Source organism: Streptococcus halichoeri (genome assembly GCF_009870755.1).
In the GTDB taxonomy this organism is placed as follows: domain Bacteria; phylum Bacillota; class Bacilli; order Lactobacillales; family Streptococcaceae; genus Streptococcus; species Streptococcus halichoeri.
The window spans coordinates 84,093-111,033 of record NZ_WLZU01000002.1 but is presented as its reverse complement, the minus strand read 5'-3'; the positions used below and the strand labels follow the sequence as shown (position 1 = coordinate 111,033).

Here is a 26,941-nt window from a genome sequence, read left to right as displayed (position 1 = left end):
TCCCATGCTGCTAAGTCCTAAAGCAGATAGAGTTCAGCTGACTGGCAGGCTTGCCTTGTTTCTACAAAAAATGAATAAATATCAAAAAAATTAGCTTTTAGCAAAAAGAAGTCTCATTTTTTTCGAATAAATAAGTGAACCAAATAGTTGGATAATATGAAAAGGATATGAGATGGAACGGTATAGTTGTAAAATTGGTATTTCAGAAGCAGAACACGATAGCTTTGTGACAGGTCACGCGCAAATTAACCTTCTACAAAGTAGTCGCTGGGCTAAGGTTAAAGATAACTGGGAAAACGAACGGATTGGCATTTACCAGGCGGGCGTTCAAGTCGCATCGATGAGCTTACTTATTAAGAGGCTGCCGCTGGGTTATTCGCTTATCTATATTCCACGTGGGCCTGTTATGGATTATAGGAATGCTTGCTTGGTTCACAAAACGCTGAGCTATCTTAAAGCCTATGGCAAAGCGCAAAAAGCCCTCTTTATTAAGTGTGACCCGGCTGTCTTGTATAGGCAATTTAGGATTGGGCAAGAAGTCCAGATTGCCAAAGAAGGCGAGCAGGCTATCAACCATTTACTAGCAGCGGGAGCTAAATGGGCTGGTTTGACCAGTCGGATGGCTGAGAGTATTCAACCACGTTTTCAAGCTAACAAATATCTTTTACCAGACAGAGAGATCCCATTTCCCAAGCACACGAAACGTTTAATGGCAGACGCCAAAAAGCGGGGAGTGCAAACGATTAGAGGGTCAATTGATCAGCTGGATGCTTTTTGTGAGCTGATTGCTAAGACCAAGACGCGCAAGCAGATTTCCCTAAGAAACCGAGATTACTTTGCCAGATTGATGACTGTTTATGGGGAGGATGCTTTTTTGCATTTTGCTAAAATTGACATTGATGCTCAGCTTGAGCTATTTCGTGAGCATCTGAGTCAGGTCAAGCAGGCGCTTGCTCAAACACCGCAGCATCAAAAGCGGCGTCTGCAGATGCTCAATGATCAAAAAAGATCTTTGGACAAATATATTGAAGAATTTGAGCACTATCAGGAAAATGAATCGGCTGATAATCCTGCGGTAGCAGGAATTTTATCGGTCGCTTATGGGGATGTGATGGAGATGCTCTATGCCGGGATGGATGACCGCTTTAAAAAATGCTACCCGCAGTATCTTCTTTACCCGCGGGTGTTTACAGATGCCTCAGCCAAGCAAATCAGGTGGGCTAATATGGGCGGTGTTGAAGGGGAGCTTAATGATGGTTTGACGATTTTCAAATCACATTTTAGTCCGACAATTGAAGAGTTTATTGGGGAATTTGACATTCCGGTACACCCTTTTTACCCTCTTTTTTATCAGATATATCAGCTTGGTAAAAAATGTCGCAAGCGGCAGTAGTCCTAAAATTAAAATAATGAGAACAATTTACCCTCTTAGATGAGTAAGACTCATTTTTTGTGAGAATCTGTACAAAATGCAATCGAATTGGTTTCTTATTTCAAGCTTTTCTTTTATAATAATAATGTTAAAGTATATTTTGAAAGTGAGTCCTTGAATGTCCTTAACTCAATTTTTAGAATTGGTAGAAATAAAAGCAAAAACAGCTAGTGTTTTACCTTTTTTGATTGGTTTATGCTTTAGCTATTATTACTATGGATCGGTACATCCGATTTATGTTATGTTGTTTTTTATAGCCATGTTTTTCTTTAATATGTTCGTGGATATTTGGGATAATTACAACGATTATCAAAAGGCGATCAATAGTAGCTATAAAAAAGAAGTTAACATTATTGGAAGAGAAAATCTATCACTAAAATTGATTGAGCAAGTGATGATGGGCCTGGTTGCTAGTTCGGCAATCATTGGTCTGATCTTAACCTATTTGGTTGGCTGGCCCTTGTTACTAATGGGACTTTTTTGCTTTGCCATTGGTATTCTTTATTCAGCAGGGCCACGCCCCCTGTCAAGCCTGCCTTTAGGTGAGCTTTTTTCAGGATTTACCATGGGCTTCATGATTAGCCTAATCTGTGTCTATCTAAACACTTATCAGCAATTTGTCTGGGATTTTGAGCATTTAGGTCAAGTTTTTCTCATTGCCTTACCCAATACCCTGTGGATTGCTAATTTGATGCTCGCCAATAACTTATGTGATAAGGAAGAAGATGAAAGCAATCATCGGTACACGCTCGTTCACTATACAGGGCGTCGATATGGGCTTATCTTGTTCGTTTTGGCTAATGTTTTGGCAATGATAGCTATTGTAATACAAGCGGGCTTGGGACTTGCTCCGGCATCAGTTGTTTTTTGTTTGCTGTTGATTCCATATATCACTAAGCAGACGCGACTCTTGCTCGAAAAGCAAGTCAAAAGCGAGACATTTATCTGTGCGGTGCGTATTTTAGCAGTTGGTTCGATAACCTACGTGCTATTGTACGCTCTTGGTATGTTTATTTTATAGAGGGGTGACACATTATGCAAGAAGTGTTAGTTTTAGGAGCTGGCTATGCAGGATTAAAGGCTGTGCGCAGCCTACAAAAGCATTCAGGTGATTTCCATATCACGCTGGTTGATCGCAATAAATATCATTACGAGGCGACTGAGTTGCACGAAGTAGCAGCTGGTAGTCATTCAAAAGAGAAGATTATTTTTCCAGTAGCCGATGTTATTAATGATAAGGTCACTTTTATCCAAGACGAAGTGGCACAAGTTATCCCTGAAAAAAATAGCGTGGTCCTAAAGAGTGATAGAACCCTTACCTATGATATTGTTGTTGTCTCGCTTGGTTTTCGCTCTGAAACCTTTGGTATTAAAGGGGCGTTAGAAAATGCCCTACAAATGGTTGACATTGATACTGCTGAGCATATTCATCATCATATTGTTAATATGATGGCTAAATACCGAGAAACAAAAGATAAAAATTACTTACGTATTTTGATTTGTGGAGCTGGCTTTACTGGTGTTGAATTGGCAGGAGCGTTTGCAGATGAGCGCAAGCGTTATGCTGAGCTAGCGGGCGTCTCAGAAAATGACATTGAGATTGTCTGCATTGAAGCAGCCAAGCGCATTTTGCCAATGTTTGATGATAAGCTAGCCCAGTATGGCGTAGATCTCATTAAAAAACGAGGCATCACTCTAATGCTAGGTTCAATGATTAAAGAAATCAAACCAGGCGAAGTGGTTTATGTCACTAGCCAAGAAGATGCTGCGCCACTGCAATCCATTTCTGCTGAAACGATTGTTTGGACAACGGGTGTTAGTGGTAGCGCCGTGATGACAGAGTCTGGTTTTAATGAACGGCGCGGTCGTGTGGTGGTCAACGCCGATTTGCGTGATCCAAATCATGACAATGTCTACATTATTGGTGATGTTTCGGCCTTTATGGATTCACAAACGAATCGCCCCTTCCCAACTACTGCGCAAATAGCAACTCGGATGGGTGCACATGTTGCCACTAACATTGTCCATCAGCTAAAAGGAGAAGCTCTAGAAGATTTTACTTATAAAGCCCTTGGAACAGTAGCTTCGATTGGTAATACCAACGCCTTGGGACTGGTTGGTAAGGCAAAGGTCAAGGGTTATCCGGCTTCCTTTGTCAAAAAGAACATTGTTAATAAATCATTGGTAGAGATGGGTGGCTTAAAAGAGCTGCTCGCCAAGGGCCGCTTTGATCTATACCATTAAGATTGGATTGTCTATTAGCTAATGCCTAAAGCCACCTGTTGTGAGGCTGGTAACTTTATGTTCTTGTTTGTAAAAATTGGGGGATTATTATGACTATTGAAGCTTTGGCACGCTTCCAATTTGCAATGACCACCATTTTCCACTTCTTCTTTGTCCCATTCTCAATTGGAACAGCCTTGGTAGTGGCTATTATGGAAACGTGTTATGTGGTCACAAAAAAAGAAGAGTACAAAAAAATGACGAAGTTTTGGGGCAACATCATGCTCCTAAGCTTTGCTGTTGGGGTAGTGACAGGAATCATTCAAGAATTCCAATTTGGAATGAATTGGTCTGATTATTCGCGCTTTGTAGGAGATATTTTTGGGGCACCTTTGGCGGTTGAGGCCCTCCTAGCTTTCTTTATGGAATCAACTTTCCTAGGTTTGTGGATGTTTACCTGGGATAATAAAAAGATTGGTAAGAAATTACATGCCGCTTTTATCTGGTTAGTGGTTTTTGGCTCTTTGATGTCGGCTATGTGGATTTTGATAGCTAACAGTTTCATGCAAAACCCTGTGGGTTATGAAATTAAAAATGGCCGTGCCCAAATGACTGACTTTTTTGCCCTAATCACGAATCCCCAATTCTTTTATGAATTTTCCCATGTGATCACAGGTGCAATCACCATGGGTGGGATTGTGGTTGCTGGGATGGCTGCTTTTAAGCTGCTTAAAAAAGACAGTCTGGCGGCCAGCACCCAGGCCATTTACAAGAAATCACTGCGACTTGGTCTAGTGATTGCTTTGTTTGGTTCGATTGCTGTGCTTGGCGCAGGGGATTTACAGATGAAAGCTTTGCTGCATGAACAGCCTATGAAATTTGCTGCGATGGAAGGCGACTATGAAGACTCAGGTGATCCTGCTGCCTGGACAGTAGTTGCCTGGGCCAATGAAGCTGACAAAAAACAAGTCTTTGGTGTCAAGATACCTTATATGCTCAGTATCCTTTCTTATGGTAAACCTTCTGGTTCTGTTAAGGGCATGAATACGGCTAATAAAGAATTAGTGGCAAAGTATGGCCAAGATAATTATTTTCCAATGGTTAACCTGCTCTTTTACAGTTTCAGGGCAATGGCCGCTTTTGGTACTTTAATGTTAGGTGTCTCTGCCTTAGGCCTCATTTTGACACGTAAGAAAAAACCAATTCTTTATCAGCATAAATGGCTGTTAGGAATTGTTGCCTTAACCACTTTTGCACCCTTTCTTGCTAACACCTTTGGCTGGATTATTACGGAACAAGGGCGCTACCCTTGGACAGTTTATGGCTTATTTAAAATTAAAGACAGCGTCTCACCAAATGTATCGGTTGCTTCTTTATTAGTTTCAAATACCGTTTATTTCTTGCTTTTTACAGGCCTTGGCGCAATGATGGTTGCCTTGACCATTCGTCAGTTAAATAAGGGTCCTGAATATGGTGATGAACCGTTGACTGGTTTGGGCCAAGCAGGTATTGATCCATTTGAAAAGGGGGCTTACTAAGATGACAGGTTTACAATTCTTTTGGTTCTTTTTAATCGGTTTGCTGTTTTCTGGCTTCTTCTTTCTAGAAGGTTTTGATTTTGGTGTGGGGATGGCTGTTCAGACGCTAGCTCATAATGAAGCTGAAAAAGATCAGATTGTCTCAACTATCGGGCCGGTCTGGGACGGGAATGAAGTTTGGTTGTTAACAGCTGGTGGCGCGATGTTTGCTTCTTTTCCTTACTGGTATGCTTCGCTCTTTAGTGGTTATTACCTGATTTTGTTTACGATTCTCTTTGGCCTGATTATTCGCGGCGTGTCTTTTGAGTTTCGTCACAATGTCGCACCTGAAAAGAAACAGATTTGGAACTGGACGCTTAGCCTTGGTTCTGCCTTGGTCCCCTTCTTTTTTGGCTTGATGTTTATTAGCATGATTCAAGGTATGCCAATTGATGCTAAAGGCAATATGGCGGCAGCTTTTGGAGATTATTTTAATCTCTTTTCCCTTGTTGGTGGCGTAGCTATGCTTTTGCTGACCTATTTGCATGGGTTGAACTATATTGCCTTAAAGACTACTGGGCCAGTTCGTGATCGCGCAGCTAATTATGCCCGCTTACTCTACTGGGTGCTATATGTAGGTTTACTTGCTTTTGCGCTTCTTTTGTTTGTGAAGACGGATTTCTTTAGTAAGCATTTACTTGCGACCTTGGCTTTGTTAGTAGTGATTGTCGCTTTATCTGTTTTTGCGCATGCTAGTGTTTTTGCCAAAAAAGAGATGGCAGCCTTCCTTTCTAGTGGCTTAACACTGGTTGCAGTAGTTGTACTATTATTCCAGGGTCTATTTCCTCGGGTGCTGATCAGCTCTATCAGTACCAAATATGATCTGTTGATCAAGGATGCCTCATCAACACCCTACACGCTTAAGGTGATGTCAATCGTGGCTGTTACCTTAGTGCCCTTTGTATTAGCCTATACCGTTTGGGCATATTACATTTTTAGAAAAAGAATTCACTTACCAGTGGTAGTGACAGGAGAGCAACATGCTGGATAAAGCAGTTATGCGCTTGTCGGGTATTCATCAGTTAATGGGGTTGCTTGCAGGACTAGATTTCCTACAAGCAATCTTTATTATTGGACAAGCTTATTTTTTAAGTGGCGCCATTACAGGCTTATGGCAGGGTCAGCCTTTAGATCAACAAGCCCTAAAAATTGCTGGTTTTTTGGCTGTGTATTTGGGGCGGCATCTGATTAATTTTATCAAGGACCAGCGATTAGACCAATTTGCGGCACAAGAAGCCAAGCACATTCGGCAGCAGCTCCTAGATAAGCTGTTCGAATTGGGGCCAACTCTCGTGCAAAAAGAAGGCTCGGGCAATGTTATCACCATGGCACTTGATGGCGTTGGTCTTGTTGAGAACTATTTGCACCTGGTTTTGAATAAGATGATCAACATGACGATTATTCCCGCTGTCTTGTTAGTGTTTATCTTTTTTTTGGATTGGCAATCGGGTCTCGTCTTGCTGCTGGTTTTCCCTTTGATTATTCTGTTTATGATTATCTTGGGCTATGCTGCTAAGGCCAAGGCCGATAAGCAGTATGCTTCCTATCAGCTATTGTCTAATCATTTTTTAGATGCGCTTCGCGGAATTGATACGTTACGTTTTTTTGGCTTAAGCAAAGATTATGCTAAAAGCATCTATCAAACGAGTGAGCGTTTCCGTAAGGCGACGATGAGCACTTTAAAAATCGCGATTTTATCAACCTTTGCATTGGACTTTTTTACCACGTTGTCAATTGCGATTGTGGCTGTCATGCTCGGCTTGCGCTTGATTAATCAACAAATACTTTTGTTTCCTGCCTTAACAGTCCTAATCTTAGCGCCCGATTACTTTTTACCTGTTCGTGATTTTTCAAGTGATTACCATGCCACCTTAGATGGGAAAAATGCCTTTTTGGCCATCCAAAGCATTCTGCAACAAGACAGCCCTAAAGCTCCACAGCTGCCTTTGGGAGAATGGGGGCCAGACAGTCAGTTCTCTGTGGCTAACATCGCGGTTGACTATGACGGCAAGCTCATGCTAAAGGAGGCTGCTTTTACAGTTAAAGGCTATCAGAAAATAGGCATTATCGGTATGAGTGGTTCTGGTAAATCAACATTGATTAATGTCTTATCAGGTTTTCTTAGGCCAAAGGCCGGCTCGCTCCTTGTAAACGGCCAGGCCCTATCTGACTTTAATCAAGCAGCCTGGCGGCAACAGCTGGCCTATATCCCGCAAAATCCTTATATTTTTGATCAGACCTTGCGAGATAATATTGCTTTTTACACGCCAAAGGCCAGTGATGCGGCGATTTTGCAGGCCATTTCGCTAGTTGGTTTGGATGACCTATTGGCTGAGTTACCTCTGGGCTTAGATACGCCTATCGGTAACGGTGCCCGCTCTTTGAGTGGTGGTCAAGCGCAGCGAATCGCCTTGGCGCGAGCTTTTTTGGATCCAAAGCGCAAGATCCTGCTTTTTGATGAGCCAACAGCCCACTTGGATATTGAGACTGAATTGGAGCTAAAGGAGAAAATGGTACCCCTGATGCAAGACAAGCTGGTGTTTTTTGCGACACACCGGCTGCATTGGTTGCACCAAATGGATCTGATTATGGTCTTAGAAGGCGGTGACCTGGTTGAGCTTGGGACCTATCAGGACTTAATGGCGCAAAAGGGGCATTTGTACCGTCTGCGTCATGCCATGGGAGGGGAAAATGCATAAATTACCAATCATAGCAGCCTTGCAGCGAGATAGTTGGATTAAACCTTTTTTTAAGAAATACCGGCGTTCGCTGCTGCTGGCGTTGTTTTTAGGGTTTTTGACTTTCTTTTGTGCCAGTGGCTTGATGTTTAATTCAGGCTTTCTCATTAGTAAATCAGCTGCGCTACCAAGTAATATCTTGTTAGTTTATGTGCCGATTGTCTTGACTCGGGCTTTTGGGATTGGCCGTCCGGTTTTTCGCTATCTGGAGCGTCTGACCAGCCATAACTGGGTCTTGAAGATGACTTCGCAATTGCGGCGCAGGCTTTATGAAACCATTGAACAAGATGCTGTATTTATCAAGGGGCAGTATCGGTTAGGTGATATTATGGGCTTGTTATCTGAGGATATTAATCACATTCAAAACCTCTATTTGCGTACGGTCTTTCCAACTATCATTGCGTGGTTGTTCTATTGCTTTTTGGTGATCGGCTTAGGCTTTTTCTCGCTGCCCTTTGCTTTATTGATGCTGCTCTATCTAGGGATAATTGTCTTTGTTTTTCCCTTGTGGTCGGTGATTGTCAATGGCGCGCGCCAGGAACGGGAAAAAAGTCTCAAAAATGCCCTCTATCAGGATTTAACCGATAATATCTTGGGAGTATCTGACTGGATTTTTAGTGGTCGTGGGCATGACTACGTGGCTTTGCATCAGCAATCACAAGCTAAGCTCATAGCTGTTCAGGCTAGTATGCGGCGTTTTAACAATCGCCGGCAACTCTTGCTGGAAATGAGTTTTGGCTGTTTAGCCATCTTGGTCCTCATCTGGGCAGCCTATCAATTTACAGGGCATTATGGCGGTGCTGCAAACTGGATAGCTGCTTTTGTCCTTTCTGTTTTCCCTTTGGTGGAAGCTTTTGGAGGCTTGTCGGCAGCGGCACAAGAGACGGGCAGCTATGCCGATTCGATTAATCGTCTGAACGCTTTGCCGGCCATTCATCCGGCTGAGCAATCTATGCTAGCACCAGCAGCTCCTTATGATTTAGAGGTCACATCAGTTAGCTTTGCCTATGACAAGCATAGTCGCGAGGTGCTAAAAGATCTGAGTCTGACCATCCCGCAGGGGCAAAAACTGGCCATTTTAGGAAAAAGCGGCTCGGGCAAGAGTACTTTAGCTAGCCTTTTGCGAGGCGACTTGCAGCCTGACCAGGGCTTGATTACGCTGTCAGGCCTTGCTGTCAGTGACTTGTCAGAAAGTATTGCTGATGTTATTGGCGTCATCCAGCAGGCCCCTTATTTGTTCCACACGACAATTGAAAATAACCTGCGCATCGGCAATCCCTCTGCAACTCCAGAGGCCATGTGGCGAGCCTTAGAACAGGTCGGCCTAAAAGAGATGGTAAGTCAGCTGCCGGCAGGTCTTGCGACCATGGTCGATGAAGCTGGTCTACGTTTTTCTGGCGGTGAGCGCCATCGTTTGGCCTTGGCGCGGATTTTATTGCAAGACACCCCAATCGTCCTCCTAGATGAGCCAACAGTTGGGCTGGACCCGATTACGGAAATGGCCCTCATTGATACCTTCTTAAAAACTTTAGAAGGAAAAACCCTGATTTGGATTACCCATCATTTGAAAGGCATTGAAGCTGTGGATCGTGTGCTATTCCTTGAAGATGGTGTATTGGAGTTAGACGGTCCGCCGACTGAACTGAGCAAAATCAGCGCTCGTTACCGGCGGCTAAAGGCAGTAGATGATGGTCAGCTATAAAAAAGTCCGAGGTCAGCAAGGTGAGGTGAAAGTAGGCCTGCTTGGGCAGCCCTTGCCGCCGAAATGATAAAACAACCTGTTTTAATTAGTTTCAGTGAGTCTACCCACTCACAAGGCAGGTCACGATGTGTTCAGAAAAGGATTAAATGCAAGGAGAATCAAGCGTTTAATCCTTTTTACTTGCACTTGCTGCTTTGGCTAGGAGCCAGCAAGTGCCCTTATAGGTGTAGTCGCCTGTGTGACTTTAGAAAAAAACACCCTATGTTAGAGTTGGAGATAGGTGTCCTGGATTTTGAGGACCCATCAGGTGTCTAACGGTTGGGGTGTTTTTTAGATAATTTCAGAGCCCCGGCTCCTTAGAGGAGTTGCAAGGTAAAGCTTGCTTGCGGTTTTTTTGGGCCAGATTCTAGAAATTTGGGCTTGCGGTTTTTTGGGGCTAGATTCTAGAAGTTTGGGCTTGCGGTTTTTGGGGCTAGATTCTAGAAGTTTGGCTTGTGGTTTTTGGGCCAGATTCGAATGCTTGAGCCCCCGGCTCCCTAGAGCCAAACTCTACAAGTTTGAGCAGTAGCCCCTCAGGTCCCAGCACTCAGAAAGCAAACTTCACAAAGCTGGTCTAGCCCCTCAGGCCCCGCTCTTCTGTGCCTCGCTCTAAGGTTGGGGCCCCGGTTCCTTAGAGCTGCAATTCCTTAGAGCCCTAATCTTTGAGCTACACTCTAACTTCTGGGCTATAGCTTGATCGAGCAGTCCTTTTAGACTTGGCGGCTAAGGAGGTGTTTGGTGAGGCTTAGTAATTCCTTGCGTCTTTTGCTATCTGGGATGCGTTCAATGTCTGCTAGGGCTTTTTGTGTAAACCGATTCGCCAGGCTGCGAGCCTGATCAATGCCTTTGGCCTGCTTGACTAGCTTAGCTAATTGTTTTAATTCTGTGTCAGTAATAGCAGCCTTTTTGTCTAATAAAGGCTGTATCTGGCTTGCCTTTTCCCTAAGGGCTAGTAAGAGGGGCAGGCTATAGACGCCGTTGCGCACGTCTTCAAGGACGGGCTTGGTGAAGTCCTTGGGGCTAGCGGTGTAGTCGAGGATGTCGTCGAGGATCTGGAAGGTCATGCCAATTGCGTAGCCAATGCGTCCGGCTAAGTGGACGGTTTTTGCGTCACTGCCGCCAAAATAGGCTCCCTCTTGGCAAGCGAGTTTGAACAAGGCGGCTGTTTTGCCTGAGATGGCACGCAGGTAATCCTGGATGGTTTGGGCTTGGTTATAATAAAGGGCCATTTGATCGAGTTCGCCGACCAGGATTTTTTTCATGGCCTTGGCGTTAATCGCCATAAAGGGGCTGCCTTCCATGGTTTCTAAGATTAACTCAAAGAAAACGGTGAATAAAAAATCACCAGTGTAGACGGCGACATCCTTGCCAAAGGTTGTTTGTATGGTGGGTTGATTGCGGCGCAGCGGCGAATCATCTATCACGTCATCATGGATCAAGGTGGCCATGTGGAGAATTTCTAGTGAGGTGGCAATCTTAATCAGGCCTTCTTGCTTGGACTGTTGTTGTGGTCGCTGTAAAGAACCAAGGGAGGCAAAAAGGAAAAAGAAGGCTGGGCGCAGATACTTGCCACCGGCTTGGCTTAACTGGACAATCGCTTGTGAGATATCGGTATTACGAATAGCTGTGCGCGTGGCAATCATCGTACAGACGTCATCGAGTTGATTTTGAATATCTGGGAAGTGTTTCCAGTACTGTGGCATGCTTTTTCTCCTTGTTGGCTAATTCTTTATTATTTTACCGCATTTAGGAGCTTATGACCACCATTATCTTTCTGCCTTTTAGGAGTGGGAGCTGAGTGATAGATAGTTGCTATTTTAGGGGATATTGTGTATAGTCTTTACTATGATATGGAGGCAGAAAGAGAGTAGTAAATGGTTTCAATAATTGAGAGAGCGCCTGCTAAGCTTAATCTTGGCCTTGATGTGCTTGGCAAGCGCGCTGACGGCTATCATGATTTGGATATGGTCATGATCAGTATTGACTTATGTGATTATGTTACGGTTACCCCGCTTGAGGCTAATGTCATTGAGGTAGATTCAGACTGTTTGAAGATGCCAAATGATCGCAAAAATGATGTCTACAAAGCCGTTCAATTGATTAAAGAAAAGTATCATATCACCCAAGGGGTCTCGATTTTTGTTGAAAAATCAATCCCCGTTTGTGCGGGTATGGGTGGCGGCTCAAGTGATGCCGCAGCAACCATCCGTGCTTTGAACCAGCTCTGGAAACTGAATATGTCTTTGCCTGAGATGATTGCTATTGGTATGCAAATAGGGAGTGATGTCCCTTATTGTCTCAAAGGCGGTTGTGCTCAGGTCAGCGGTAAGGGTGAGATTGTAACCCCGATAGCCTGTGAGCTGTCTTGTTGGGTGGTGCTGGCAAAGCCACACTTTGGTATTTCGACACGAACGATTTTTCCAGATATTGATTGTGATCAGATTTCACGGGTGAATATTGCTGCGCTAGTTCAAGCTTTAAAGAGCAATGATTATCCCCGTTTACTGGCAGCCATGGGCAATTCTTTAGAAGATGTTTCGATTGCTAAACGGCCCTTCATCCAAAAAATGAAAGATCGCATGGCAAAATCTGGCGCAGATATTGCTTTGATGACAGGGAGTGGTCCATCAGTGTTTGCCCTGTGCCGCACGGAAAAACAAGCTAATCGTGTGGTTAATAGCCTAAAAGGCTTTTGCCAAGAGGTATATAAGGTTCGCACGCTGCTGTGAGCCAAAACCTCGCGTGAGGCAGACCAGAGTTGCTGGGAAATCAGCAGTTTTTAGGTTGCCTTTGAACCTTTTTTGGAATCATTTATGGTATAATCAAGCTAATTGGAAGACCATTTAGATGTGCCTGCCAATTTATTAAAAATATATAAAAAAAGCATGTCGTTAGCAATGAACGGCCTTCAAAAAAATAGATGTTGTGTCTAACTGGTGAGGCGTGGTTCAAAATAGTTACATGCATTTTCGTCATGTCTATGACGGCCTCAAGACGCCTTTTTATATTGCTTCTCGGGGAAAAGTTTGCTATAATTAACTGGTTAACAAAGGGAGGAAACTGCCATGGGGACGTTAGAGAAAAAGATTGATCAACTCGTAAATACTATTTTATTAAAGGCTGAAAATCAGCATGAATTGCTTTTTGGTGCCTGCCAAAGCGATGTCAAGTTGACCAATACGCAAGAGCATATTTTGATGTTGCTCTCACAAGAGCGCTTGACCAACACAGACTTGGCCCGCAAATTAAATGTTAGCCAGGCTGCTGTGACCAAGGCGATTAAAAGTTTGGTGAAGCAGGGCATGCTAGCTGCAACAAAAGATACGGTTGATGCCCGTGTGACCTACTTTGAACTAACAGAACTGGCTTTGCCGATTGCCCATGAGCATACCCATCACCATGATCAGACGCTAGACGTCTATCAAGTCCTCGTTGAGCAGTTTTCAGACCAGGAAAAAGATATTATTGAACGCTTCTTGGATGTCTTTGCTCATACATTAGAAAGGTAAACTATTGAGATATATTACTGTTGAAAACCTCTCCTTTCAATACGAGAGTGAGCCTGTCCTTGAAGGGATTAACTACCATTTAGATAGTGGCGAGTTTGTGACCCTAACGGGTGAAAATGGCGCGGCCAAAACCACCTTGATCAAAGCAACCCTGGGCATTTTGCAGCCCAAGCAAGGCCATGTGACCTTATCTGCTGTCAATAAGGATGGCAAAAAATTACGGATTGCCTATTTGCCCCAGCAAGTAGCCAGTTTTAATGCGGGCTTTCCTTCAACGGTTTATGAATTTGTCAAGTCTGGTCGCTACCCAAGAACTGGTTGGTTTCGGCGCTTATCTAAGCACGACGAAGAGCATATCAAGGCTAGCTTAGAATCTGTCGGCATGTGGGATAATCGGCAAAAACGCATAGGCAGTCTATCTGGTGGACAAAAACAGCGCGTGGTTATTGCCCGGATGTTTGCTTCTGATCCGGATGTCTTTATCCTAGATGAGCCGACAACAGGAATGGACAGTCATACCACCGAAACCTTTTATCGTCTCATGCACCATAATGCCCATGAGCATGGCAAAGCGGTGTTGATGATTACACACGATCCAGATGAGGTTGTGGATTATGCAGATCGTAATATTCACCTGGTTCGCAATCAAAACCTGCCTTGGCGTTGTTTCAATGTGCATGACACTGAAACAAAGGAGGTTGGCTAGATGCTGGAAATTCTCTCTTATGATTTTATGCAACGTGCCATCTTGGCTGTGATTGCTATCAGTATTTTTGCACCAATATTAGGGATTTTTTTGATTCTGCGCAGGCAGAGCCTAATGAGTGATACGCTCAGTCACGTTTCCCTAGCAGGGGTGGCGCTTGGTGTTGTGATTGGGATTAACCCAACCTGGACAACGGTGCTTGTGGTCGTTTTAGCCGCTGTTTTACTGGAGTATCTCAGCGTGGTTTACAAGCATTATATGGAAATTTCGACGGCTATTTTGATGTCGCTGGGATTGGCTTTATCTTTGATTATTATGAGTAAGTCAGCGAGTTCGTCTAATATTAGCTTGGACCAGTATTTATTTGGTTCGATTGTGACGATCAGCCACCAGCAAGTCATTGCCTTGTACACGATTGCCGCTGTTATTTTAAGCTTGACGCTGCTCTTTTTCCGGCCGATGTATATTTTGACCTTTGATGAGGATACGGCATTTGTTGATGGCCTGCCGGTGCGATTCATGTCGGTATTGTTTAATATCGTGACCGGGATTGCGATTGCCTTAACCATTCCGGCTGCGGGTGCTCTTTTGGTATCAACGATCATGGTCTTGCCAGCCAGTATTGCTATGCGCTTAGGCAAAAACTTTAAGACCGTGATTGCTCTTGGCATTATGATTGGTTTTGTTGGCATGCTGTCTGGCATTTTCCTCTCTTACTTTTGGGAAACACCAGCCAGTGCTACGATTACCATGATTTTTATCAGTATTTTCTTGGTGGTCAGCCTGGTTGGAGCGCTGCGCAAGACATTCAGCTAGGCCATTGTGTCAGTCTTGACTGAGTAGGGAGATAAGCACTAAGGCTAAGCACTTATCTATCTAATCCCTCTCACCCGTCGACTAAATGCGCAATCGCTCACTTGTGGATGAGGCTTTCTAACCTCACCCTTCTCACGTTTTTTCAACAGTATAATAACCTGATTCTTGCCCAGTAAGAGTCGGGTTGTTTGCTGTTTTGTCGCCTACTTTAGCCGCTGGACGGCTGGCTAAACCCCATAAGGTGTTTGCTCTCGCCTCAAGAAGTAGTTCACGGATTTTTTGTTAAATCACTAACAAGCCTGTCACTGACCACAAAAAATGCGCTATAATAAAAAGGCAGGTAAAAATGATCAGATCAAAAGAAGATATACATTTGTCAAGAGCTCAGCCGCAGCAAAAAATGCTGCTAGTAGGAGTAGGCCCCCTTTTTTGCTTTTGTAACACATCTTGCTTTACTAGGGAAGCTAGCCTTAGGAGCTGCGCTGGGCAAATGCCTGGACCAGATTGATCTGCCTTACGCCTTCGTGCTTTTAGTCGATGGCTGCTCCCTAGCTTTTTCTAAAGGTGTTAACCATGTTAAAGTAGGAGTCAGTCTGACTAATGAAGAGTTCAAAAATTAAATAGGAGTTTTAAAAAAAGATGTTTCAGAATAATCGTTATAATCTAACGGCCATCTTGTTATGGTTGACTTATTTTTGTCATGGTATCCAAGCCATCCTCATTTCGCAAAACGCTGCTTTCTTTGCGCAGAAGTGGGGTGTTGAAGCGGCAGCTGTTTTTGGTGTGATCGCTTGGACCGGACTTGGCAAAATCGCTTTTTTGACCTTCTCTGGTTCCCTCTCAGATAAGATTGGCCGCAAGCCCGTGATTGTGCTTGGTTTGCTGGGCTATGTTATCATGTTTGGCATGCTTTTGGTCGCAAGCAATATCTGGCTTGCAAATGGCTTGGCCTTTATTGGTGGTGCGATGACGTCCTTTTATGATGGGGCCGTTAACCCTGCGCTATTTGAAATGTATCCGAACAATAAAGCAACGGCATCCATTATGAGCAAGACCTTCATCTCCATCGCTTCGATGCTTTATCCCTTATTTGTGGCCTATGTGATGAGCCATCATTTGGCGCCAGAACTCAGCATTTTTGTGCCTTTTGTGCTCAGTGCCCTAGTACTGCTTGGGGTGGTCTTCTCCCGTTTTCCTGACAATGATCTGCGCAAGGAAAAACGGGTCTCCCCGCGTCAGGCGATAAAACTATTAGAAGAAAAACAAAGCACAGCAGTAACAGAGGCAGCTATGCCTAGAAAGCATACGCCCAACTTTGCCATTGATGGGGGGATTCTTTCTGCCTTTGCCTTAATGATTTATTCAACGTTTTATTTGTTCCAGCAGGCTTCAAAACTCTATGCCCAAAATGTCATCCACATGTCTGAGACGGGTGCTTCTGCGGTCACCTCTTATTACCAGTTGGGTGGCTTGGTAGCAACCCTTGTCTTTGCCATCTTGATGGCTCGTGGCATTCGCGACATTGCGCTTTTGATGATTAGCCCGATTTTTGCCGGGCTTGCTGGTCTCCTCGTGTATTTTGTACCGACTGCTCAAACCTTGATTCTTGCGGGCATTGTGATTGGTTTTTTTGCGGCGGGTGGCTTACTTCAGATGGGCAATGCCGTCCTCAATCAGTTTTTTGATAAACATAAGGGCCGCAATACCAGTTTCTACTATCTGATCATGTCTCTAGGAGCTTACATTGTCCCGGTCCTTGCTGCTAAGCTTGTGGCCCACAATCGCGCCGCTGACATTATGCTCTTTGTGGCCTTGTGTGGCTTTGCTTCAGCTGGCCTCATGCTGCTAGCAGGCCAGCGTTACCGCTATATTTTTGGCTTGCCGGTTTTTTCAAATGCCAAAAAGAACCCGAAGCATCGCTAGCCTAGCAAATGGCCAGATAATGGTTTTTGTTCCCTGCGGTGTCAAACTTAACAAACGACTAGAAAGGGCTTGCGGTCTGTGTGATCGTAGCCCTTTTAGCCATTTTTATTCGCTTTAAAAAATTGCAGAGCCCTGCAGTGAGTCGTGAAAGGCAGGCGGAGTTTGCGCCGCTTCTGCTGTGACGACAAGGTCGCCCCTATGCAGCCTAAGCAGCCAGGAAAGTCCAGTCAAGTAAGCCCTTTCCTAACGGCGAAAACAACCGGCTCAGATATTGTCAAAAACCACAAAAAAAGACTTAGGCGAACAGAGTAAGACCTGTTAGGATGGGTACTGTTGCTTTTTAGCAAACACGTAAAACTAAAGCTTAAGGAGAGAAAGATGAAAAAGCTGCTTATGGTGGTGGCCATGTGCTTAGCCTTCTGCGCGGTGGCGGTAAACGCGGAAGGACGAAAATGGGGCTTAGCTCCAGATCAACAAAAAGTTTACGATGATAACAATCAACCTATCCATGTTAGTATTGATAATGACAATAATATAACAGTTGCGCTACCCAAGGGGTGGTCTATGTGGTTTGGGGGTAGACCAACAAAAGTAAATAATAAACCGCTTACGGACTATCAAGAAACGTCAGCACCAACTTCAGAGTATGGAGTGAAGGGACAACCAAATACGAGTCCCAAAGTAAATGTATCTGGCAACCAAGGTGAAAACCTAGGATTAAGTTCTATCTATAATGATAATCAGGGACCAGCATCAATACCAGTAACTATTACATTAGGATCTCCTACGAAAAAAGGAGATACACTTGCAATCACCTTTCAAGGTGGTGGCTTTTATGCGGGCAGTGTCTACCTTTGGGATTCAGAAACTATAACTGAAGCCAAGCAAAGGGCTGAAGATGAGAAAATGGAAGATATGTACCTCGAATATATCAATTACGACAACTCCAAAACCTGGTACCAACGTCTGGGTGACAGCATTCGTGACCAGTGGTGGAACTTCAAGGGATTGTTCTAATAGGTCTTGCTCTTTGTCACGCAGCCAGTAAAGCTAAAAAGCCTTCGTGCGATCGCACGAGGGCTTTTGGTTAGTGACTTTAGTCCGTTTCGCTCCGTAGGTGCGAAACAATAAAGCACCCGCTATGCAGGTGCGCATCGGATGTTATACAAAAAATTTTTTCCAAACGCGATACAATAAAGGTGTTCAAGCCAATTGTAAAGCGAGTAGAAGGTCAGTCAAGACCAAGCGTACACATTTTAGACACTTAGCCGCCTGTTAGAAAGGGCGACCTATTTTTTACCCTAAAATCTAGTGTAGAACTTTTATTTAAATAATTTCATATAATCACTCTTTGTTGCCAACAAATAGCGCACATTAACAATGGGATTTTCATCATCAATATCATATAGTGCTATATAATCCTTTTTTAGAGTGATGCCCCGAATAGTTTTGTGAGGATCTATTTTCTTTCCAAATTTTTCATCAGCATTGAAACCTGCTTCAGGAAAAAGTTTCAAAACCTCTATCCCTTTAACTGTTTTATCGGTATTCTTATTTGCTATACTTTCTGATTTTGACATTTCTAAAATATCATTTTTTATTTCCATCAATGTACGAGCAACTATGGGAGAATATCTTATATCGTAAATTTTAGATTCCAAGATATTCTCTCAATTGATTTTCTGTATAATAGTTTCCTGCTTCCATTTCGGATATACTCGCTCTTACTTCTGATTGCAATTCTTTAAATAATTGCTCTTTCTCCAGTTCCTCCTCTGTTAATAATCCAATTTTTCCAGTGATAACAATATTCTTCAAAAACAGATTAAAGACTTCTGTTTGAGTTTTATTTTGTTTTTCTAAAATTTCTTTCGCTTGATCCGCTAAAGTTCTATCTGCAGGGAAGTTAACCATTTTTATTGGATTTAAAGCAACCATAATAATGTCTCCTTTCATTATTTTTATCATTATATTATATCTGCTTACTTTATTCCAATTTCCTCTTGTCAGCAAGTAACCTAGGTCGTTAGTGTTGCCTTTTCAATGAACTCCCTTTGTAAATCAAGAGTCTTACTGTGATAAACATGACTCTTATAATCTTTAATTTTTCGATCCGCTCTTTTTTGCTTAGCATTATATTCCTCAAGAGCTTGACCAAATTCTTTTTGATAAACACCATCAAGACTTTCTTGTCTAACAACAATATTGTGATGGCTATTTTCTCGCTGGATATGTTTATGGGCTGGTTGTTCATATTCTCATTCAGTTAACTCCCTATTGTTGTATTTTAAGTTTGTCACCTGTTCTTGATGGTTATAATAGCGAGATTATAAACTATACTATTTCACGTTCTCCTGATTTGAAACAAGTTAAAAGTATGCTTGAAAAGACATTTCCAGAAGAACATTATGATGGAACTCTATTACATAGCGATCAGAGGCTGGCAGTATCAACACAATTACTAGCATCGCTTTCTAAACTCTCAAGGTATTCGTCCATCTATGTCACGTAAGGGAAACAGTCCTGACAATGGAATGATGGAATCCTTCTTTGGCATATTGAAATCAGAAATGTTCTATGGTTATGAGAGGGACTATAAATCTTTAGGGGATTTAGAACAAGCTATTACAAATGACATTGATTATGACAACAATAAACGTATCAAAGTAAAATCATAACCACCCGTTAGACGAGTGGTTATGATTTTGGCTTAGCACGAGTGGCCTCTAGTAGGTCAGCACTGCGTATTTTTTCTTACCCCGCCGGATGACGGTGAGCTGATCATCGATCTTATCAGCATCTGTCAGCTGGTAGGCTAAGTCTTGGATGCGCTCGCCATTGAGGTAGATGGCGCCGGTGGTTATATCCTCCCGTGCTTGGCGCTTAGACGATGAGATCTTAGCTGCGACTAGTAAATCAACAAGATTTCGGCTGTCTTGGTCTTGGACCTGGTAGTTTGGCACATTGCTCAAGCCTTGCTTGAGTTCCTTGGCCGATAGCTCTTTGATCTGGCCGGCAAAGAGCTGCTCAGTAATCTTAAGGGCTTGTTTGTAGGCTGCTTCACCATGCACGAGTGTGACGACCTCACGCGCTAAGGTTTTTTGTGCTAAGCGCTCGTGCCGCGCTGCCTGGAATTGCCGGTCAATCTCAGCAATCTCATCAAGCGATAAGAAGGTAAAGATCTTTAAGAAACGGATGGCATCATCATCCATGACGTTTAACCAAAATTGGTACATCTCATAAGGCGAGGTTTTGCTGGCATCGAGCCAGACAGCATTGCCTTCGGATTTGCCAAATTTCTTGCCAGTGGCATCGGTGATGAGCGGCACGGTCATGACATGCCCGACCTTGTCGGCCTTGCGGCGCAAAAGCTCAGTCCCAGCGGTCATATTGCCCCACTGGTCGGAACCGCCGATTTGTAAGGTGACATTGTACTTAGTGTTCAATTCGTAAAAGTCATAGCCTTGCATGATTTGGTAGGCAAACTCAGTGTAGGAAATACCGGTTTCAATCCTTTTTTTGACGGAGTCCTTGCTCATCATGTAGTTAACAGTAAAATATTTTCCGACATCACGTAGGAAATCAATAAAGCTAAGCTGAGAGAACCAGTCGTAGTTATTAACCAGCTCGGCCTTATTTTGCCCGTGCTCAAAATCTAAAAATTGCCCCAGCTGCCCTTTGATTTTGTCGGACCACTCAAGCACGGTTTCCTTGGTTTGCAGGCTGCGCTCTGCGTCTTTAAAAGAGGGGTCACCGATCAGGCCGGTTGCCCCACCAACCAAGGCGTAAGGCTTGTGCCCAGCTAGTTGCAGGCGTCGCGATGTCAAGATAGCCACCAAGTGCCCGAGATGCAGGCTGTCGGCTGTTGGATCATAACCAGTATAATAGGATACTTGCCCTTCTGTTAATGCTTTGACCAGGGCGTCTTCGTCTGTTGTTTGAAAGACTAAGCCCCGCGCTTTGAGTTCTTCAAAAATATTCATAGGCTTTCTCCAATTTCTATAGTTTCTAATCATTATAGCAAAAAGCGCACGCGCTATGCAAGCTTGCCTAAAGTTTGGTATAATGGATGTTGAGGTAGTGTATGTTGCAACAAAAAAAGAATGTGAAATCAAAGAAAAACCCCGCGCTGAATTATGGTGATTTTGGGGCGGTAGGGTTACGAATTGTCAAAGTCTTATCTAATTTTTTATATGTCATCCTCTTTTTATTTGGCATGCTTGGACTGGGCTTAGCCTTGGGTTATTTGGCAAGCCAAGTTGATGGTGTTAAGGTCCCTGCTAAAGAAACGCTTGTGAAACAGGTGCAAACCATTTCCCAAATCTCAAACATGACCTATTCTGATAACAGTCAAATCGCAACCATTGATACCGACCTTTTGCGAACGCCTGTGGCTAGTGAGGCCATTTCAGCTAATGTCAAAAATGCTATTGTGTCAACCGAAGATGAGCACTTTGCTGAGCATCAGGGTGTTGTTCCTAAGGCCGTTTTTCGGGCAACCTTGGGTTCTTTGCTGGGCTTGGGTGAATCAAGTGGCGGCTCTACCGTGACTCAACAGCTCGTCAAGCAACAAGTATTGGGAGATGCCCCCACCTTCAAACGAAAATCAAAAGAAATTATCTATGCCTTGGCCTTAGAGCGCTATATTTCTAAGGATGCTATTTTATCCATCTACTTAAATGTGTCGCCTTTTGGGCGCAATAATAAGGGACAAAATATTGCCGGCATTGAAGAAGCTGCCAGAGGGATTTTTAATGTTTCTGCTAAAGACTTAACCGTGCCCCAGGCTGCTTTCTTGGCCGGTTTGCCCCAAAGCCCAATCACCTATTCGCCCTATCTGGCGACGGGTCAGTTAAAATCCAAAGAGGACATGGCCTTTGGCTTAAAGCGGCAAAAAAATGTGCTCTATAACATGTACCGGACCGGTAAACTAAGCAAAAAAGACTATCAAGCTTACAAAGACTATCCGATTGAAAAGGATTTTAGAAAATCAGAAGCGCAGACGCTTAATGAGCATGATTATCTCTACTACACCGTACTTTTGGAAGCTAAAAAAGCCATGTATGATTACCTGGTGCGGCGTGACCATGTCTCAGCAAAAGATCTAAAAAACGATGAGACCAAGGTCGCTTATCAAGAACGGGCCAACCAAGAGCTGCGCCAAGGCGGCTATACCGTCAAGACTACCATTAATAAGCCGATTTATACCGCTATGCAAAGAGCGGTTACCCAATACGCCGGCTTACTCAATGACGCAAGCGGTGCGCCAGAGCTGGGTAATGTCCTGATGGATAATAAGACCGGTGCTGTACTTGGCTTTATCGGAGGGCGTAATTACAGTGCTAACCAAAACAATCATGCCTTTAATACCGAACGCTCACCGGGTTCTAGTATCAAGCCGATTATTGCTTATGGCCCAGCTATTGACCAAGGCTTAATGGGCAGCGCTAGCATATTGTCCAACTACCCAACGACCTACTCTAGTGGGCAAAAGATCATGCACGTTGACAGTGAAGGAACGGCCATGATGCCCTTGCAAGAGGCCCTAAATACGTCATGGAATATTCCTGCTTACTGGACGCAAAAGCTCTTGCGCAGCAAAGGCGTTGATGTGGAAGGCTATATGAGTGAAATGGGCTACCGCATTCCCGATTATTCGATTGAAAGTTTACCTCTAGGAGCAGGTGTGGATGTCTCCGTCGCTCAGCAGACCAATGCCTATCAGATGCTGGCTAATAACGGTGTTTACAAGAAGCAGTTTGTGGTCGACCGTATTACTAAGACGGACGGGACGGTGGTTTACCAGCATGAGGATAAGGAGCAGCGGATTTTCTCTGCTGCGACAGCAACGATTATGCAACAGCTCTTACGAGGCCCCATCGACTCAGGCTCAACAACCACCTTCAAACGACGCTTGTCAGGGATCAATCCGGGCCTTGCTAAGGCGGATTGGATCGGTAAGACCGGAACCACAGAGAACTATTCTGATGTTTGGCTCATGCTAGCTACGCCGAAGGTGACACTGGGCGGTTGGGCTGGTCATGATAATAATGCCTCAATGGAACAATGGACGGGCTACAACAATGAATCAAACTTCATGGCGCATCTTGTCAATGCGATCCACCAGGCGGATCCAAATGCTTTTGGTGCTTCGCAGAGATTTGCCTTGGATAGGAGTGTGATTAAGGCTAATGTCCTAAGAAGCACGGGCCTACGGCCGGGGCCGGTCACAGTTAATGGCCGCAAGATTACAATCGGTGGGCCGACAACGACCAGTCTGTGGGCCAAAAATGGCCCAGGAGCGATGACTTACAAATTTGCCATCGGTGGTACCGACAGTGATTATCAAAAAGCTTGGTCAAGCTTTAGTGTGAGATGATAGTGCTTGACTTATATAAGTAAATAAGGTATAATAGTATCAACTATTTGTCGTCCAATCTAGTTGATCTATTGTCCAACTAGGAAGAACAGCAGTTAAATCATACTGAAACAGTCAGATTTAGCTGCTCTTTTTGTGTTTATTTTTGCCTTAAATAGGGAATTGTTACCTAAATTTAAAGATTCTAAAAATTTACACATGCGGCAAATGATGATGGCGACGCTTTTGCATAACAGCAACTGTTAAAAAGAAAAAGGAGCTAAAAACTTGGCAGGACATGAAGTTCGATACGGGAAACACCGTACACGTCGTAGCTTTTCAAGAATTAAAGAAGTTCTTGATTTACCAAATTTGATTGAGATCCAAACAGACTCATTCAAAGACTTCCTTGATGCTGGTTTGAAAGAGGTATTTGAAGATGTGCTTCCTATTTCAAACTTTACAGATACCATGGAACTTGAGTTTGTCGGTTATGAATTTAAGGAACCTAAGTATACTTTGGAAGAAGCTCGTATCCATGATGCTAGCTACTCAGCACCGATTTTTGTGACGTTTCGTTTAGTCAACAAAGAAACCGGTGAGATTAAGACCCAAGAAGTCTTCTTTGGAGACTTCCCAATTATGACAGAAATGGGAACCTTTATCATTAATGGTGGCGAACGAATCATTGTTTCTCAGCTTGTTCGTTCTCCTGGTGTCTATTTCAATGATAAGGTTGATAAGAATGGCAAGATTGGTTATGGGTCAACGGTTATTCCTAACCGTGGCGCCTGGTTGGAGCTTGAGACCGATGCCAAGGATATTGCCTATACTCGGATTGATCGGACACGGAAAATTCCCTTTACGACGCTTGTTCGGGCGCTTGGTTTCTCAGGCGATGATGAGATCGTGGACATCTTTGGGGATAGCGAGCTGGTACGTAATACCATCGAAAAAGATATTCATAAAAACCCATCTGATTCACGGACTGACGAAGCACTTAAAGAAATCTATGAGCGTCTGCGTCCAGGTGAACCTAAAACAGCGGACAGCTCACGGAGTCTTTTGATCGCTCGTTTCTTTGATGCCAGACGCTATGACTTGGCTGCTGTTGGTCGCTACAAAATCAATAAAAAACTCAATCTGAAAACGCGTTTGTTAAATCAAGTGATTGCTGAAAACTTGGTTGATAGTGAAACCGGCGAAATCCTGGTTGAGGCGGGTACCGAGATGACTCGCGAGGTGATTGATTCGATCGCTGAGCACATTGACGGTGATCTGAACAAATTTGTCTACACGCCAAATGACTACGCGGTAGTGACAGAGCCAGTTGTTTTACAAAAATTCAAGGTTGTTGCACCAACTGATCCTGACCGCGTGGTGACACTTGTTGGGAATGCTAACCCTGATGATAAAGTACGTGCCTTGACACCTGCTGATATTTTGGCTGAAATGTCCTACTTCCTCAATCTAGCTGAGGGGATCGGCAAGGTGGATGATATTGACCACCTGGGGAATAGACGGATCCGGGCTGTCGGCGAATTGCTAGCAAACCAATTCCGCATTGGTCTTGCCCGCATGGAGCGTAATGTGCGTGAGCGGATGTCTGTCCAAGACAATGATGTGTTAACCCCACAACAAATCATCAATATCCGGCCGGTGACTGCTTCTGTCAAAGAGTTCTTCGGCTCATCCCAATTGTCCCAGTTCATGGACCAGCATAATCCGCTGTCAGAATTATCGCATAAGCGGCGTTTGTCAGCCTTAGGGCCTGGTGGTTTGACCCGTGACCGTGCTGGCTATGAAGTGCGTGACGTGCACTATACCCACTACGGCCGTATGTGTCCGATTGAAACACCTGAGGGACCAAACATTGGATTGATCAATAACTTGTCATCTTATGGGCACCTCAATAAATATGGTTTTATCCAAACACCTTATCGGAAAGTTGACCGTTCTAAGGGCCAAGTCACCAATGAGATTGTGTGGTTAACGGCCGATGAAGAAGATGAATATACTGTAGCGCAAGCTAATTCGAAGCTAAATGAAGACGGCACCTTTGCTGAGGACATTGTCATGGGTCGCCATCAAGGGAACAACCAAGAATTTGCAGCAAGCATTGTTGACTTCGTTGATGTGTCACCAAAACAAGTAGTTGCTGTGGCGACGGCATGTATTCCTTTCTTAGAAAACGATGACTCCAACCGAGCCCTCATGGGTGCCAACATGCAGCGTCAGGCTGTGCCATTGATTGATCCCAAAGCACCATTTGTTGGTACGGGGATGGAATATCAGGCAGCCCACGACTCTGGGGCGGCTGTGATTGCTCAGCACGATGGTAAGGTTGTCTTTTCCGATGCAGAAAAAGTCGAAGTCCGCTGTGAAGACAGCTCGCTCGATGTCTACCACATTACTAAATTCCGCCGTTCAAACTCAGGAACCGCCTACAACCAACGCACACTTGTTAAAGTTGGAGATATTGTTGAAAAAGGCGACTTTATTGCGGATGGCCCATCTATGGAAAGCGGCGAGATGGCTCTTGGTCAAAACCCAGTCGTTGCCTATATGACCTGGGAAGGTTATAACTTTGAGGATGCCGTTATCATGAGTGAACGCTTGGTCAAAGAAGATGTTTACACTTCTGTTCACTTAGAAGAGTTTGAATCCGAAACACGTGATACCAAGCTTGGACCGGAAGAGATTACCCGCGAAGTACCAAACGTTGGTGAAGAAGCTCTTAAAGACCTTGATGAGATGGGGATTATCCGTATCGGTGCTGAGGTCAAAGAAGGCGACATCTTGGTCGGTAAGGTTACACCAAAAGGGGAAAAAGACCTCTCAGCCGAAGAACGTTTGCTTCACGCCATCTTTGGTGACAAATCACGTGAAGTGCGTGATACCTCTCTTCGTGTGCCGCACGGTGGCGATGGTATTGTCCGTGATGTTAAGATCTTTACCCGTGCTAATGGCGATGAGTTGCAATCAGGTGTCAATATGCTGGTGCGTGTTTACATCGCTCAAAAACGTAAGATTAAAGTCGGTGATAAAATGGCCGGTCGTCACGGAAACAAGGGTGTCGTTTCACGGATTGTCCCAGTGGAAGACATGCCATATCTTCCAGATGGAACACCAGTGGACATCATGTTGAACCCTCTTGGGGTGCCATCACGGATGAATATTGGTCAGGTTATGGAACTGCACCTTGGTATGGCTGCTCGTAACCTTGGCATTCACATTGCGACACCGGTCTTTGATGGTGCTACCTCAGAAGATTTATGGGAAACTGTCCAAGAAGCTGGTATGGACGCTGATGCAAAGACCGTCCTTTACGATGGGCGGACTGGTGAACCTTTTGACAACCGGGTGTCAGTTGGGGTCATGTACATGATCAAGCTCCACCACATGGTTGATGATAAGCTTCACGCCCGTTCAGTTGGACCTTACTCGCTTGTTACCCAACAGCCACTTGGTGGTAAAGCCCAGTTTGGTGGGCAACGTTTTGGGGAGATGGAAGTTTGGGCCCTTGAAGCTTATGGTGCTTCAAATGTGCTGCAAGAAATCTTAACCTACAAGTCTGATGATGTTAATGGTCGTTTGAAAGCTTATGAAGCCATCACCAAAGGTAAACCTATTCCAAAACCAGGTGTACCAGAATCCTTCCGCGTTCTTGTCAAAGAATTGCAATCACTTGGTCTTGATATGCGTGTCCTTGATGAGGATGATAGAGAAGTCGAACTCCGTGACCTTGATGAAGGTGAAGATGATGATGTGATGCACGTTGATGACCTTGAAAAAGCGCGTGAAAAGCAAGCACAAGAGGTCACTGAAGTGGCTGAAACAGCTGAAGAAAACTAAGTTTTAACAAGTAAAACGACACTACCTCTTACCACGCTAGACAGCCTCTTTTGGCTGTTAGCC

19 protein-coding genes and 1 pseudogene are annotated in these 26,941 nt (G+C 44.1%); 16 read left to right on the top strand and 4 right to left on the bottom strand.

Features of this window, described 5'->3' with window-relative positions:
• Positions 1 to 172 precede the first annotated feature (172 nt).
• The 7 genes from GWD08_RS01280 (at position 173) to cydC (ending at position 9,672) form a co-directional block, all read left to right on the top strand.
• Positions 173 to 1,393, top strand: coding sequence for a peptidoglycan bridge formation glycyltransferase FemA/FemB family protein (locus GWD08_RS01280; RefSeq protein ID WP_159547875.1), 1,221 nt, complete (start codon positions 173 to 175; stop codon positions 1,391 to 1,393).
• Positions 1,394 to 1,550: 157 nt separating this feature from the next.
• Complete coding sequence (locus GWD08_RS01275; protein ID WP_159547877.1) at positions 1,551 to 2,453, top strand: prenyltransferase; 903 nt, start codon at positions 1,551 to 1,553, stop codon at positions 2,451 to 2,453.
• Between the two features lie 14 nt (positions 2,454 to 2,467).
• Complete coding sequence (locus GWD08_RS01270) at positions 2,468 to 3,676, top strand: NAD(P)/FAD-dependent oxidoreductase (RefSeq protein WP_159547879.1); 1,209 nt, start codon at positions 2,468 to 2,470, stop codon at positions 3,674 to 3,676.
• Positions 3,677 to 3,765: 89 nt separating this feature from the next.
• A complete protein-coding gene (locus GWD08_RS01265) occupies positions 3,766 to 5,193 on the top strand; it encodes a cytochrome ubiquinol oxidase subunit I (protein ID WP_159544672.1) in 1,428 nt (475 codons plus the stop codon).
• Position 5,194: 1 nt separating this feature from the next.
• A complete protein-coding gene (gene cydB, locus GWD08_RS01260; RefSeq protein ID WP_159547881.1) occupies positions 5,195 to 6,223 on the top strand; it encodes a cytochrome d ubiquinol oxidase subunit II in 1,029 nt (342 codons plus the stop codon).
• Positions 6,213 to 7,931 (top strand): thiol reductant ABC exporter subunit CydD, encoded by a 1,719-nt coding sequence (gene cydD, locus GWD08_RS01255; RefSeq protein WP_159547883.1) that lies wholly within the window; start codon positions 6,213 to 6,215, stop codon positions 7,929 to 7,931. The genes cydB and cydD overlap by 11 nt, the downstream gene beginning before the upstream one ends.
• Positions 7,924 to 9,672, top strand: coding sequence for a thiol reductant ABC exporter subunit CydC (cydC, locus tag GWD08_RS01250; RefSeq protein ID WP_159547885.1), 1,749 nt, complete (start codon positions 7,924 to 7,926; stop codon positions 9,670 to 9,672). Before cydD ends, cydC begins: the two co-directional genes overlap by 8 nt.
• A 749-nt stretch (positions 9,673 to 10,421) precedes the next feature.
• Here cydC and GWD08_RS01245 read toward each other — a convergent pair.
• On the bottom strand, positions 10,422 to 11,414 hold the full coding sequence (locus GWD08_RS01245; RefSeq protein ID WP_159547887.1) for a polyprenyl synthetase family protein: 993 nt from the start codon (positions 11,412 to 11,414) through the stop codon (positions 10,422 to 10,424).
• A gap of 171 nt (positions 11,415 to 11,585) precedes the next feature.
• On the opposite strand from GWD08_RS01245, the gene ispE reads away from it, so the two are divergent.
• The 6 genes from ispE (at position 11,586) to GWD08_RS01215 (ending at position 17,682) form a co-directional block, all read left to right on the top strand.
• Positions 11,586 to 12,440: a 4-(cytidine 5'-diphospho)-2-C-methyl-D-erythritol kinase gene (gene ispE / locus GWD08_RS01240; protein ID WP_159547889.1), complete on the top strand. Its 855-nt coding sequence runs from the start codon at positions 11,586 to 11,588 to the stop codon at positions 12,438 to 12,440.
• Positions 12,441 to 12,776: 336 nt separating this feature from the next.
• Positions 12,777 to 13,220, top strand: a complete 444-nt coding sequence (locus tag GWD08_RS01235; protein WP_159547891.1) for a zinc-dependent MarR family transcriptional regulator — start codon at positions 12,777 to 12,779, stop codon at positions 13,218 to 13,220.
• 4 nt (positions 13,221 to 13,224) lie between these two features.
• Positions 13,225 to 13,926 carry a metal ABC transporter ATP-binding protein gene (locus tag GWD08_RS01230; protein ID WP_159547893.1) on the top strand — a complete coding sequence of 234 codons (702 nt, stop codon included), beginning with the start codon at positions 13,225 to 13,227 and terminating at the stop codon, positions 13,924 to 13,926.
• Complete coding sequence (locus tag GWD08_RS01225) at positions 13,927 to 14,742, top strand: metal ABC transporter permease (protein ID WP_159547895.1); 816 nt, start codon at positions 13,927 to 13,929, stop codon at positions 14,740 to 14,742.
• 639 nt (positions 14,743 to 15,381) lie between these two features.
• Positions 15,382 to 16,665, top strand: a complete 1,284-nt coding sequence (locus GWD08_RS01220) for an MFS transporter (protein WP_159547897.1) — start codon at positions 15,382 to 15,384, stop codon at positions 16,663 to 16,665.
• A 378-nt stretch (positions 16,666 to 17,043) separates the two neighbouring features.
• Positions 17,044 to 17,682 carry a hypothetical protein gene (locus GWD08_RS01215; RefSeq protein WP_159547899.1) on the top strand — a complete coding sequence of 213 codons (639 nt, stop codon included), beginning with the start codon at positions 17,044 to 17,046 and terminating at the stop codon, positions 17,680 to 17,682.
• A 305-nt stretch (positions 17,683 to 17,987) separates the two neighbouring features.
• Here GWD08_RS01215 and GWD08_RS08645 read toward each other — a convergent pair whose 3' ends face one another.
• Together GWD08_RS08645 and relB are read right to left on the bottom strand one after the other, a co-directional pair.
• Positions 17,988 to 18,326, bottom strand: a complete 339-nt coding sequence (locus tag GWD08_RS08645) for a type II toxin-antitoxin system mRNA interferase toxin, RelE/StbE family (RefSeq protein WP_167547757.1) — start codon at positions 18,324 to 18,326, stop codon at positions 17,988 to 17,990.
• The gene (gene relB / locus GWD08_RS01205; protein ID WP_159547901.1) at positions 18,316 to 18,603 is read right to left on the bottom strand and encodes a type II toxin-antitoxin system RelB/ParD family antitoxin; all 288 of its coding nucleotides are present in this window, start codon (positions 18,601 to 18,603) and stop codon (positions 18,316 to 18,318) included. The genes GWD08_RS08645 and relB overlap by 11 nt, the downstream gene beginning before the upstream one ends.
• Positions 18,604 to 18,952: 349 nt before the next feature.
• Between relB and GWD08_RS01200 the strand changes: the two are divergent.
• A pseudogene (locus GWD08_RS01200) lies at positions 18,953 to 19,343 on the top strand (DDE-type integrase/transposase/recombinase); the annotation flags it as partial.
• 48 nt (positions 19,344 to 19,391) lie between these two features.
• Here the strand turns inward: GWD08_RS01200 and tyrS are convergent.
• Positions 19,392 to 20,648, bottom strand: a complete 1,257-nt coding sequence (gene tyrS, locus GWD08_RS01195; RefSeq protein WP_159547903.1) for a tyrosine--tRNA ligase — start codon at positions 20,646 to 20,648, stop codon at positions 19,392 to 19,394.
• Between the two features lie 101 nt (positions 20,649 to 20,749).
• On the opposite strand from tyrS, the gene pbp1b reads away from it, so the two are divergent.
• A complete protein-coding gene (gene pbp1b, locus GWD08_RS01190) occupies positions 20,750 to 23,044 on the top strand; it encodes a penicillin-binding protein PBP1B (RefSeq protein WP_159547905.1) in 2,295 nt (764 codons plus the stop codon).
• A 267-nt stretch (positions 23,045 to 23,311) separates the two neighbouring features.
• Positions 23,312 to 26,878: a DNA-directed RNA polymerase subunit beta gene (rpoB, locus tag GWD08_RS01185; RefSeq protein ID WP_159547907.1), complete on the top strand. Its 3,567-nt coding sequence runs from the start codon at positions 23,312 to 23,314 to the stop codon at positions 26,876 to 26,878.
• The last annotated feature ends 63 nt before the right edge of the window (positions 26,879 to 26,941 follow it).